Origin of the sequence: Ferrimonas balearica, from assembly GCF_019802055.1 — a bacterium.
GTDB lineage: Bacteria > Pseudomonadota > Gammaproteobacteria > Enterobacterales > Shewanellaceae > Ferrimonas > Ferrimonas balearica_A.
The window spans coordinates 1-11,696 of the sequence record NZ_JAHVHW010000007.1 but is presented as its reverse complement, the minus strand read 5'-3'; the positions used below and the strand labels follow the sequence as shown (position 1 = coordinate 11,696).

Genomic DNA, 11,696 nt, shown 5'->3' with positions numbered 1-11,696 from the left:
CGCATGCTGATATCGATGAATGCCATCTCAGATGCCATGACCGATGCCCTGAGATTTGCCGGTACAGTCTCTGGTGGTGTTAATGCCAGCTACATCCCCTACCTGGCTTCAGTGCCCTCCGATCTTTTGGGGCTTGCGGTGGTGACGGTAGATGGCCAGGTAGCCTCAATGGGCGACGCGGATTACCGGTTTGCTATTGAGTCGATATCCAAGGTCTTTACCCTTTGCAACGTCATTGACCAGATTGGCGCTGACGGGGTTCAGCAAAAGGTGGGAGCGGACCCTACCGGGCTCCCCTTTAACTCAGTGATAGCGTTGGAACTGCATGGCGGCAAACCGCTCTCCCCCCTGGTGAATGCGGGTGCCATCGCCACAGCCAGCCTGGTGGAGGGCGAGACACCGGACCGCCGCTGGAACGCCATTCTTAACACCCAATCGCGGTTTGCTGGACGTGCAATCCCACTGTCGGACGAGGTCAATCAGTCGGAGCAAACGACAAACTTCCACAATCGCGCCATCGCCTGGCTGCTGTACTCTGCAGGCGCCTGTTACAGCGATCCGATGGAAGCCGTCGACATCTACACGCGCCAATGCTCCACTCTGGTGAGCGCGGTCGATCTGGCCACCATGGGGGCTTGTCTGGCAAATGGAGGCGTTAACCCCGTGACGCAGGAACGGGTATTGGCGGAGAAGCACGTTCAACCGGTTCTTGCCGAAATGATGATGGAAGGGCTGTATACCAGCTCGGGGGATTTTGCCTACCAGGTCGGGCTACCCGGAAAAAGTGGGGTAGGCGGTGGTCTGCTGGCCGTGGCGCCCGGGCGGCTGGCCGTCGCGGCCTTTTCACCCCCACTGGATGAAGCGGGAAACAGTGTCCGTGGCGTAGCGGCCGTTTCTCACTTTGCCAGGGCGCTGGGGCTGAGCGTGTTTGCCCATCGTTAAGCCACCGAACCGGTACAAAAAAAGCCCGCTTAAAAAGCGGGCTTTCTTGGAGGACGTTTGGCCCTGCGGTAAGAGCTAGTCGTTCAGACCACCACAATGTTGTGGAATCAGGTGACGGCTGACTTGTAAGGTCTGCATCGGCGCTTTCCCCAGTGTGTAACGCCCGGACACCGCAAAAGATTGGTTGTAGTCGCTCAGCCATTGATCAAGCTTGGCCTGCAATGTCGCAATCTCCTCAACCCGGCTGCTTTTGAATAGCGGAGCATAGAACTCATTGTTCATCAGGGACTGGAAGCGTGCTGCCAGACCGTTGACCACCGGTCCGTTGTAGGCCCGCATATGGATGTGCTTGCAACCCAGCTCAGCAATCATCGTCTGATAGGGGCCGCTTTGAGGGCCAAAGAATTCCGCCCCTTTATCGGTCAGGATCGTATCGATTGGCAGATTGAGAGTGTGGCACCAGGGCACGGCGCCTTCATGCAAAAACTGCTGAGCGGCACGGGCATCCTTGTCAGCACTGAGGCGGACAAAAGCCAACTGCGTGTAGGCATCAATAAAGGTGTGCTGGTACAGGGTGCCCAATCCGCCGTTGGTGTTAATGGCGAAGGTATCCTGCACCCAAAGCTCGCCCGGATACTGACACTCCAACTCCCCCATATCCTGAGTCAGTCGATGAACCATCTCCATCTTGTCTCGACTGGCCCCATCCAGCTCGGCCCGCTGAGCCAACTGATTCTGCAAAGCCAGAAGACGATTTTTCTTAGTTTCGAGATTGTGGCGCAGCCACACAGAGCGGACACCGCTAGGTGAAATGATGCAGCCTCGGGCCGTCAGCAACTCAGCAACCCGGGACTGGCCATAGTTGGGGTAATCCAGTGCGATCTCAATCACCTGAGCTTCCACTTCCGGTGCCAGGCGGTTCTTCATCACTGAGCGCTTCTTGGACAGGTTTTTCAGCCCTTGCGGGCCGGCTTCGTCAAACTGCTTTTTGAAGCGGTAGTAGCTGTCCCGGCTGTAGCCCATGATCTCGCAAGCCTTGCTGACGCTGCCCAGTTCCTCTACCAACTGCAGCAGCGCGAGCTTGCTCCGGATCTCTGCGTCTTTCTTCGACATAAATGCGATTTATCCTAAAACCACGGGGGCTACCAGAAAACCCCATTGGGCGTGTATCCCAACCAACGGAACCACGTTTCGCCAAGCACAACGCTCGCCACCCAACCAATCATTAACATACTGAAACCAAACTTAAAAGTGTCAGTAAGGCTGTAGTGATCCGTGCTGTATAACAGCAGCGCGGGCTTACTGTTAAAGGGCAGTACATAGACATGCTCGATCAGCAACGCAACGGGGAGAGCCAGGCTCATGACCGGGTAACCAAATCGCTGTGCGATACCGATAGCGATAGGCACAAACAGCATGGTCCGCATGGTCTTGGACTGGAATACCAGAGAGCTTAACAGCATCAACCCGGTCAAACTGATGTAGAACACCCAAAACGGCGTTTCATCACCCATGCCAAACCACTCAAGGCCTGCATTGACCACCAGGTTCGGCATGTCAGTCTGCTTAAAGCCTGCCCCCAAGGTATAAGCCCCGGCTGAGAACATCAAAAGGTGCCAGGGAATGTCCACCTGGTTCCAGTTGACGACCCCAATCCGGGGGGACAAGGCGATGATCGCGCCCAGGAATGCAACCGCCGTCGCGCTGACGCCGTGATAACGGTCCGTAGCCCAAAGCGCCAGGATGGTAATAAAGATGATCAGGGCCCGAATCTCACTGGTCTTTACCGGCCCCATTGCGTCCAACTCCGCTTTCAGACGCTCCATGCCCCCCTCAATGTGAGGCAAGCGCTCTTCCGGAGCCAGTGGGAAAAACACCCGTGTGCCCAGCAACCAGCCGATAAAGATCATGCAGATCGCAATAGGCGCAGCGACGATCATCCAGTCAGCAAAAAAGAAGCTGCCGCCAATGGCACCGGCGATCAGGCTGGCAGCCAGCAAGTTGGCACCGGAACCCGTGACAAAGGCTCCCGCACACAGGTTGATCTGCAGGAGGTTCTGCAGCACCAGATTTCGCCCGAAGTTATTACGGTTTTCACCACCTGTCGCGCCGTAGACCGCCGCAATCACCATAAAAATCGGCATCAGGATGGCCGCTTTGGCGGTGGTGGCGGAGATAAAGGCCGACAACACCAGGTTGATCACCATAAAGCTGTAAAAGATCGGGGTGGCCTGGGTGCCGAAGCGGCAGATAAACCAGAGCGCAAATCGCTTCGCCGCTCCGGTGGTAACCAGCATGGAAGCCAGGATAAAGGAGAGAATATTGAGCCACATGATGGGATGGCCCAGATTCGCATAAGCAACCCGCTCCGGCAGTACGCCGCACAACACCATGGCGATGATGACAATAAGGGATGTCAAGTAATTGGGCAGGGCCTCACTGATCCACAAGATGACGGCAGTCGTGAAAATCGCGAGCATCGCAACCGAGTGCAGCTGAAACTGTTCGGCGCCCACCTCCTGCCAATGCTGGTAAGCGGTTTTGCCCAGCACCCCCGGGTCAATCTGCTGCAAAAATCCTGGAACCGGACCAAAATACAGCCAGCAGAATGCCAGCACAGCAACCAACAACCCATAACGCTCCAGCCCCTGCTCAAATGGAGATTTAACCCTCTCGGGCAGATGTTCCATTCGGTAACGGGCCATATCGAGAAGGTCGTCAGTCGGCGCCGCGGACGCCTCTTTGGCCCGGGTATTATCCAAAGCGCTCTGTGCCGCCCCTCCCTGTTGAACCACGCTCACACCACTTACGCCACCCATTGTGCTGCATCCTTTTTAACGCGTTGATAGCGGCAGGTTAGCATCTGGAAAACGAGAAAATCTCGACTCAGATCAAGAAAACTCAAATGCAAACAAAATCAAACAAACGCAATTTTTATTTTCGTCCCACCAAGGAGTGCATTGCATTGTTTTTTATAGTTTTTATTCAGTCAATCTAGTCACAAGAAACAACAGCATGTCAGAATTGGTTTGAACTAATTTGAGATAATTTGACTTTGGTCATACTTTTTCCTGGTTGTCGGCGTAGCATGAATTTCAGGCAAACAGGCCGTTAAAGAAATGTACGTGACATCACACAAGGACCCCCCTATGAGCGAACTCAAGATCGGCGAAATCTCCAAACCCAGATTCGAATTCCGCACATTTGGTCAGAGCTTCAGCGAAGCGGCTGAGCGCATGGCCCGCCTTTCCGTGCCGGTCCCGGAAAAGGTTTGGTGCCGTCACAGCGACGAGATTTACATTGTCTCCCGCACCAACGATGTGAATAACACCAAGATCCGGGACGGCAAGATGGACATTAAAACCTTTGTCCAGCGCCAGGACGGACTCGAACAGTGGGATCCCAAGCTCAAAGCCGAATTCCCAATCCCTGCCGCCCAGTTGGAAGCGGATGTGTTCCCCGCCTTTATGGTGCCCTGCCCCCCGCTGGATCAGGAAAGCTACACCCTCGATGAATTTCTGGCGCTGATCGATGCCCAGCCGGAGCTGCAAGCCGTTCGCATCCATAAGGAGCGCTTTGGCTACATGGTCAACAACACCATCTGTGAGGTGGCCAATGTTCTGGTTAACGGTGCCCGGATCGTGAGCGTCAACTCGGAATCCACCGAAGTGGAAGAGATCCTTAAGACCATTGAGGACCTCAAGCTAGTGGGGGTCGAAAACATCAATTATCTCGAAGCGATTAAGCGCGTTATTGGCATGAGCAACAAACCGTTGGCGAACTGAGGAGCCCGACATGAGTGTGGAAATTGAACGTAAATATCGGGTGTCCGGTGACGGTTATAAGCAGGATGCTCACAAGCTGACTCGCATCACTCAGGGCTACCTCTGCAGTGTCCCCGAGCGCACCGTGCGCGTGCGCGTTAAAGGGGATAAAGGGTTCCTTACCATCAAAGGGATTGGCAACGCGTCCGGCGCCAGCCGTTACGAGTGGGAAAGAGAGATCCCGCTAGAAGATGCAAAAGCATTGATGGCACTGTGCGAGCCAGGCGTGATCGACAAGACCCGTTACCTGGTAGACCACGGCGCGCTGCAGTTTGAGGTGGATGAGTTTTACGGAGATAACGAAGGGTTGGTGGTGGCCGAAGTTGAACTGGAATCCGAAGAACAAGCGGTTTCCCGGCCGGAGTGGCTTGGAGAGGAGGTCACCGGCGATGCGCGCTACTACAACTCGATGCTGATGAAGCAGCCCTATAGCAAGTGGTAAAGCGATGATCTCGCCGTCGATAGTTGACCGCTACCATTTGGACCTGCAGGTGACTTTACTCCCGACGACCCGGCAGGCTCAGTGGAAAATGCAGCTGCTGTTTCCCGGTTCCATGGTCAACGACGGCGAGTCATTTAGCGCTGAACGCTTCTATCAGAATCAGTTGCATCAAAGCCAACTGATACCACAGCATCCTGTCACCCGGCAAAGCTTGCGCCAACACTGCCGCGCTCTGCCAGCGCTGGCTCAGTCCAATCCCGAGCACTTTCGTCAAACTCTGGCCAGTCTGGTCACTGGCCTGCAGCGCCTGATTCGGCTGGTGGAAGGCGCTGCACTGCTGGATTACCACGGTCTGGTGCTTCAACTGTGCCGACTGAGCACCCTGGTTACCGAGCCCAAATCCCGCAAACAGTTGATGCTGGCCCGCCATCTGGTGCTGTTTCATTACCATCAGGCTCTGCTGAATGTTCAGCTCAAAGGACTCAGAAGGGAGGAAAAGCACCGCTTTAAGCGCGGTTTTCGTTTTATCAGGCGCTATGCAGAGCGCCTGGGGGTGACGCTGGAACGTCAGGATGAATCCGGAAGAGAGCGGCTAATGGCTCGACTGAGCCTGAGCCAAAAACTGATCGAGCGCCCCTACCAGCTTATCCGGAAGCCAATGGGGGGACCGATATGGCAGGAACAGGCCATTCTCGGTTTCTCAGCTGCCGTCGCAATGGCGTTTGCGACCGCGATAGCCTTCGCCACACAACAAGCCTTTGGCAATTTCTCCACCCCCTTTTTCTTTTCCCTGGTGCTCTCTTACATCTTCAAGGACCGCATCAAAGAGGTGGGACGCCACCAACTCGTCGACCTGTTCCACAGCCGCTTCCACCAGCACCACTATCGTTTCTACCAGCGAAGCCACTTTCTGGTTGAGGTCAAAGACACCTTTTTCCAACGGGCCGGAAAAAGAATGGCGCACCTGTCTTCCACGGTACTGGCCAAACTGCCCACGGCAGAGCGAAACCGCATCGCAGCGACCTGGTACTACCGGCGTCGCTACCGGCAGCGTCCCAGCGCTTCAGAAACCCCAAACTTGTTCATTGAAAATCTGACACTAAATCTCAGCCCCCAGTTACGACTTCTGCCCTCACGCAGCGATACCATTCTGCAATACGAAGACAAGCAAATCCGTAAATACCGGGTGGAACAGATCAGCAGTCTCTATCTGGCGATTGAGAGTCGAAACAATCAAGAGACAGCCCTATCAACCTACCGACTTGACGTAAGCCGACAAGGAATTCACCGGATCCAGCCAATAGCCACTTAATCTCGGGCACCACAGAGCACTTCCGTTCAGCGTTCAACCCAAACCTTTGGGCGGCACCAACATGCCGATCAGCCGCCTTTTTATAAAACCACAAACTGTCAGATTTAGTTGAGATTTATTGACCGCGATCACGATATCTTCCTGACCGATCGGTACCCTAACAACAGGACTAAAGGCAATTAGCATATTGCCAACAAAAACAGACTCCATAGGAGGAGGTACTTATGAAACGCATGCGCCCTTCCACCCTGGCCTTGGGTATTACAATCGCGCTGACTTCTTCAGCCACCCTGGCAGCGGATCAAGAGGCTTTAAAGGAACTGCAGGAGCGTATCGAGATCCTGGAAATGGAAGTGATCGACGCCCGTGATGCCGCCAAACACACTGACCGGGTCAAGTTCAGTAAGGGCGAAGCGTCTCCGGAACTGGTGTCGCGAGATGGTCGCGCCAGTCTGGAGTTCAAGGCGCGCATTCAGGCCGATGCCGTCCATGCCGGGGAGCTATACACCGGCAAGAAGCTCAATGATTACAATGAAGCCTTCAACACGACCTCCATTCGTCGCCTGCGCTTTGGCATTGAAGGTCAGTTTGCCCGTGACTGGGAATACGAAATCGAAATCGATTTTGCCGACAACGAAGTCGACATCAAAGACGCCAACATCGGTTACGAAGGCTGGGAGAACAGCAAGCTGACCATTGGCTACCAGAAGTACGCCTTCGGCCTGGAAAGCACCGGCAGCTCCGCCAACCTGTTGTTTATGGAGCGTGCGCCGACGGATGCTTTTGCTCCCGAACGTGCCCTGGGTGTTCAGTACCGCTATATCGGCAACCAGTGGATGCTGCAAACCGGCTTGGGCTGGGATGCCAAAACGGTCGAGGAGGTTGAGCTGGTCATCGAGGATGGCGAGCTGGATGAGAATGAATCGATCTATCACGATGAGGTGCTGACCTATAACGCCCGCCTGACTGCAACGCCAATCAATAACAATCTGCACTTCCTGAGTGTCGGTGCCAGTTATCTGTATACCGGCCTGGATCGCGACCAGGATCAATATCTTGAGATGCGCTACCGGGCTCGTCCGGGCACCAAAGCCACCGGTCGAATGGTCGACACCGGCAAGTTTGCTGCGAAAAGCAGTCAGAGCTATGGCGCCGAGTTCATCTATCAGTATCAAAACTTGATGGTCCAATCCGAATACATCGCCTCCTCGGCTGACGCCGTCGAGACCGACAATGTGGATGTAGACGCCTGGTACTTGTCCGGCTCCTGGGTTATCACCGGAGAAAGCTGGAGCTACAAAAAAGGCAAACTGCGCTCTCCAAAGCCCAAGCATGCCGTTTCTCAGGGGGGCTGGGGGGCATGGGAGGTTGCTCTGCGCTATGACCAGGCCAACTTTGCTACCGATGTGCTCAAGTACGGTGGCGACATGACCAATTATGTATTGGGCCTGAACTGGTACCTGGAGCGTAACCTCAAAGCCCAACTGAACTACGTCTACGCCGAGGCGGACTATCCCAAGAGCTACGAGGCCATCGATGGCACGGAATTCACCAGCCAGGATACCAATATCGTTCAGGCCCGAATCCAGTTTGCGTTCTAAGGAGAGAAGATCATGAGACCCAACAAATTGCTGCTGAGTGTCATTGCACTCTGCCTTTCTGGCCAGGCCTACGCCCTGTCAAAAGGGGACTTCGACAATATTGAGTACGCCATCGGTGCCGACACCGGCAAGACCCTGCCATACGCTACCGATACCCTGACCGACAGCTTCAAGCAAACCTACGATTTCATCGAGTGGGACGATGAAGTATCCGAGAAGCTGGTGACCTACCTGGACACTCAGGACCGGGCACTGAAAGCGCACAGCGTCTCCATCCGGGTCAGAGAGCACGTCACCAAACCTAAGAAGAGCAAGATCACCGTTAAGCTGCGTGCAGCAGACCCTTCTGGCTTTGGCGAACTCAGTGGCTATACCAAGGCGGAGATTGACCACATCAATGGCCAGGATAAGTACAGTGTCAGCTATGACATCCCCTTTTCTCCTGCCGACATCAATGTCAAAGAGGTGGACATCGTCACCGTCATCGCCCACATCCAGCGTGATCCCAATGCCTGGGCCGTGGTTAAGGACTTGATGACCACCCATCAGGAAACGCTGCAGCAAACCGTGGTCATGCGCACTTACGAGTGGGAAGGTGACGTTGCCAACAGCCAGTATGGTAATGCCGAAGTGGAGTTCCAGGTCTGGACCCCATACTACCGTCGCCCTCGGATGAGCCTGGCGGAGATCTCATTCAAAGGGCAGACCAGCGATCGCAGCAGCCTGGATGCCCTGTATCAACACCTGAAGACGGAAGTCCAGGCCACGGGCCTGTCCGACGGACACGTTGGTTCCAAAACCAATGCAACTTACAGCATCTCAAGTAACTTTAATTAAGTAAGCCCTAAGGGGCCTGCTCAGGCCCCTTAATCCTCTCCCCCGCATATCTGTCTACGCAACAAGGAGGTGCCATGCGCTGGTTTACCAAAGTGCGTTCCCTGCTCAACCAGAGCCAAAGTACCGAAACGCTGGTTTACGAATTCCTGGATCAGGTCACGCTCTCTCATCATAAGTTTGTGCGCCTGTGGCACATCTACCTGACCCAGGGCGGCCAGGGTCAGGATTTTGAAACCACCCTGGCTGAGCTTCGTGCCATCGAGAGCAACGCCGACCGCTTACGCCGGGAGATCGACAATCGGCTTTATGCCCGCACCCTGATTCCGGACCTCCGGTCCGATGTCGCCCTGCTCATAGAACTTATCGATAAGCTGATCAATCAACAGGAGACCATCGGCATCCACCTGAAGATCGAACAGCCAACGGTCCCTGAAGAGGTCCATGACAGCCTGTATGAGTTACTGGAATTGGTAGGGAAAACACTGGACCACACCGTCTTGTGCGCGCGCAGTTTCTTCAGCGACCTGCAACGTGTGCGGGAGTACCACCAGAAGGTGATCCTTTTCGAAAGTGACACCAACGAGATCTGCAACCAGGCCAAGACACTGCTGTTTGCCACCGACCTGCCCCTCACCTGCAAAGTGCAATTACGCTACTTCTTCGACCGCATCGATGACCTGGCCAGCATCGCCGAAGATGTCAGTGACCGGATATCCATCTTCACCCTGAAACGCATGCTGTAAGGGGAAGAGTATGGACATCAGTATCGTAATTTTTCTCTCCAGTGGTCTGTTTCTAGGATGGTCGCTTGGCGCCAATGACGCCGCCAACGTCTTTGGTACCGCTGTTGGCTCAAGGATGATTCGCTTTACCACTGCCGCGGCGGTCTGCTCACTGATGGTGGTGTTGGGAGCCGTAATCAGCGGAGCCGGCGCCAGCCACACCCTGGGCAGCTTGGGCAGCATCTCGGCCATCGGGGGCGCCTTTACCGTTGCGCTTACCGCAGCGCTGACGGTCTACCTGATGACCAAATGGGGCCTGCCGGTATCCACAGGACAAGCGATTGTGGGTGCCATTATCGGTTGGAACCTCTTCAGCCACACCAGCACCGATCCCAAAGTCCTGAGTAAAATCCTCTCCACCTGGGTACTGTGTCCCATCATCGCGTTCTTTACCGCCATCGCCCTGTACCAGATGACCAGCTGGATCATCTCACGATTACGGCCAGGTCTGTTCGCCCTGGACAACTGGACCCGCTTTGGCTTGTTGTTGGCCGGAGCCTTTGGCTCCTACGCACTTGGCGCCAATAACATCGCCAACGTCATGGGCGTGTTTGTGCCCAGTACTCCGCTTGAACAGAGCGTGTGGTTTGGCCTTGAATTCAGCCCGACCATGCAACTCTTTCTCGCCGGTGGCATTGCCATTGGAGTGGGTGTCTTCACCTATTCCAAAAAAGTGATGATGACGGTGGGCAACAGCCTGATCCCCATGACACCGATTGCCGCCTGGGTTGTCGTTATGGCCCACTCCCTGGTGTTATTCCTCTTCTCGTCTCAAAGCCTGTCTGACGCCGTACAAAATCTCGGGCTACCCGCCATACCCCTGGTGCCGGTATCCAGCTCCCAGGCCGTAATTGGTGCAGTGGTTGGAATCGGTATCCTCAAGGGCCTCCCCATCCAGTGGCGCACATTGGGTCGAGTGGTGGTGGGTTGGCTGATAACCCCTTTACTTTCAGCCTTAGGAAGCATGCTCATTCTCCACTTCGTGCAGAACATCTTTCTCGTTCCCGTGGTTTAAACCGCAAAGAAAGAGGCTGCGTCACTCACCCTGGCAGTGCAGCAGCGGCGTCGATGAAGGCAAAGCCCCTAGATTGGCATCGACCGCACTGCCCTGCTTCTCTCCTCCGGGCAGTAACGCTTCAGCCGCATAAAAAGCCCCAACGGCAAAGCAAGGCAACCTACGCTGAATAGCGACTCTGAGGCCTTGTAGCGTTTCCTGGAAAGGTTCCACATCAATCACTCTAAGAGATCGGGGCAAGGGCTTAGCGAGTCTCTGGAGCGCCGCCAGGAAACCTATCGTTCTGCCTCGATTGGCGAGTTTGCAAAGAGGGAAAAGGGTGGAAGCAGCAGCGAACAGGCACAAAAAAAGCCCGCTTAAAAAGCGGGCTTTCTTCGCTAGAGATGGCAGGGGCAGAGGGACTCGAACCCCCAACACCCGGATTTGGAATCCGGTGCTCTACCAATTGGAGCTATGCCCCTAGCGAACGAGGTGAATTATACGGAAGCGCAGTGAAAGGTAAAGGGCTTTTTCGCCCTGAAAGATCCGTTTGGCGACTAATTACCCTGTTCGATGAATTGCCATTCAACATCACACCAGTTCAGCCCGTTCGATACTGAATAATGCCCTCAAAGCGTTGGTTAGACGGCCCTCCGAGGGGGCTTGCGGCTCCATCACAATTCAGCGAACAACCAGCACCATGGAACTCAGAGTGCCTTGGTCCATCGTACAAAAGTCAGCTTACAGCCACGCCCTTTTGCACTCTTACACCGTGCAGAAGTGGCACGCTGTAAATACGAAAAAACCCCGCCTCTTTCGAGACGGGGTTCGTTCAAATTAGGAGCCTGGCGGTGACCTACTCTCGCATGGGAACTCCCACACTACCATCGGCGCGGTTGCGTTTCACTTCTGAGTTCGGCATGGGATCAGGTGGGACCACAACGCTATTGCCACCAGGCAAA

The 11,696-nt window shown here is 54.9% G+C and carries 10 protein-coding genes, 1 tRNA gene and 1 rRNA gene; 8 read left to right on the top strand and 4 right to left on the bottom strand.

What is annotated here, in order from left to right; genetic code table 11:
- The first annotated feature begins 3 nt into the window (after nt 1–3).
- A complete protein-coding gene (glsA, locus tag KUV52_RS07640) occupies nt 4–942 on the top strand; it encodes a glutaminase A (RefSeq protein WP_261389941.1) in 939 nt (312 codons plus the stop codon).
- Between the two features lie 75 nt (nt 943–1,017).
- Here the strand turns inward: glsA and KUV52_RS07635 are convergent, their stop codons facing one another.
- Nucleotides 1,018–2,055, bottom strand: coding sequence for a helix-turn-helix domain-containing protein (locus KUV52_RS07635; protein ID WP_222525356.1), 1,038 nt, complete (start codon nt 2,053–2,055; stop codon nt 1,018–1,020).
- Between the two features lie 29 nt (nt 2,056–2,084).
- Complete coding sequence (locus tag KUV52_RS07630; RefSeq protein WP_222525355.1) at nt 2,085–3,761, bottom strand: SLC13 family permease; 1,677 nt, start codon at nt 3,759–3,761, stop codon at nt 2,085–2,087.
- A gap of 330 nt (nt 3,762–4,091) precedes the next feature.
- Between KUV52_RS07630 and KUV52_RS07625 the strand changes: the two genes are divergently transcribed.
- The 7 genes from KUV52_RS07625 to KUV52_RS07595 all read left to right on the top strand — a co-directional run bounded on the left by KUV52_RS07625 (nt 4,092) and on the right by KUV52_RS07595 (nt 10,755).
- Nucleotides 4,092–4,727: a hypothetical protein gene (locus KUV52_RS07625; RefSeq protein WP_222525354.1), complete on the top strand. Its 636-nt coding sequence runs from the start codon at nt 4,092–4,094 to the stop codon at nt 4,725–4,727.
- Nucleotides 4,728–4,737: 10 nt separating this feature from the next.
- The gene (locus tag KUV52_RS07620; protein ID WP_222525353.1) at nt 4,738–5,208 is read left to right on the top strand and encodes a CYTH domain-containing protein; all 471 of its coding nucleotides are present in this window, start codon (nt 4,738–4,740) and stop codon (nt 5,206–5,208) included.
- A gap of 49 nt (nt 5,209–5,257) precedes the next feature.
- Nucleotides 5,258–6,520, top strand: coding sequence for a hypothetical protein (locus KUV52_RS07615; protein ID WP_222525352.1), 1,263 nt, complete (start codon nt 5,258–5,260; stop codon nt 6,518–6,520).
- Nucleotides 6,521–6,744: 224 nt separating this feature from the next.
- Nucleotides 6,745–8,121 (top strand): OprO/OprP family phosphate-selective porin, encoded by a 1,377-nt coding sequence (locus tag KUV52_RS07610; protein ID WP_222525351.1) that lies wholly within the window; start codon nt 6,745–6,747, stop codon nt 8,119–8,121.
- 12 nt (nt 8,122–8,133) lie between these two features.
- Nucleotides 8,134–8,958, top strand: coding sequence for a hypothetical protein (locus KUV52_RS07605; protein WP_222525350.1), 825 nt, complete (start codon nt 8,134–8,136; stop codon nt 8,956–8,958).
- Nucleotides 8,959–9,032: 74 nt separating this feature from the next.
- Nucleotides 9,033–9,701, top strand: coding sequence for a DUF47 domain-containing protein (locus KUV52_RS07600; protein ID WP_222525349.1), 669 nt, complete (start codon nt 9,033–9,035; stop codon nt 9,699–9,701).
- Between the two features lie 10 nt (nt 9,702–9,711).
- Complete coding sequence (locus tag KUV52_RS07595; protein ID WP_222525348.1) at nt 9,712–10,755, top strand: inorganic phosphate transporter; 1,044 nt, start codon at nt 9,712–9,714, stop codon at nt 10,753–10,755.
- Nucleotides 10,756–11,139: 384 nt separating this feature from the next.
- Here the strand turns inward: KUV52_RS07595 and KUV52_RS07590 are convergent.
- A tRNA-Trp gene (locus tag KUV52_RS07590) sits at nt 11,140–11,216 on the bottom strand.
- 361 nt (nt 11,217–11,577) lie between these two features.
- A 5S ribosomal RNA gene (rrf, locus tag KUV52_RS07585) occupies nt 11,578–11,692 on the bottom strand.
- Nucleotides 11,693–11,696: the final 4 nt, after the last annotated feature.

Excerpts from the sequence above, each read along its gene's own strand:
- KUV52_RS07600 (WP_222525349.1), top strand. The coding sequence starts at position 9,033 with ATGCGCTGGTTTACCAAAGTGCGTTCCCTGCTCAACCAGAGCCAAAGT.
- KUV52_RS07605 (WP_222525350.1), top strand. The coding sequence starts at position 8,134 with ATGAGACCCAACAAATTGCTGCTGAGTGTCATTGCACTCTGCCTTTCT.
- KUV52_RS07625 (WP_222525354.1), top strand. The coding sequence starts at position 4,092 with ATGAGCGAACTCAAGATCGGCGAAATCTCCAAACCCAGATTCGAATTC.
- KUV52_RS07630 (WP_222525355.1), bottom strand. The coding sequence starts at position 3,761 with ATGGGTGGCGTAAGTGGTGTGAGCGTGGTTCAACAGGGAGGGGCGGCA.
- glsA (WP_261389941.1), top strand. The coding sequence starts at position 4 with ATGCTGATATCGATGAATGCCATCTCAGATGCCATGACCGATGCCCTG.
- KUV52_RS07595 (WP_222525348.1), top strand. The coding sequence starts at position 9,712 with ATGGACATCAGTATCGTAATTTTTCTCTCCAGTGGTCTGTTTCTAGGA.
- KUV52_RS07610 (WP_222525351.1), top strand. The coding sequence starts at position 6,745 with ATGAAACGCATGCGCCCTTCCACCCTGGCCTTGGGTATTACAATCGCG.
- KUV52_RS07620 (WP_222525353.1), top strand. The coding sequence starts at position 4,738 with ATGAGTGTGGAAATTGAACGTAAATATCGGGTGTCCGGTGACGGTTAT.
- KUV52_RS07635 (WP_222525356.1), bottom strand. The coding sequence starts at position 2,055 with ATGTCGAAGAAAGACGCAGAGATCCGGAGCAAGCTCGCGCTGCTGCAG.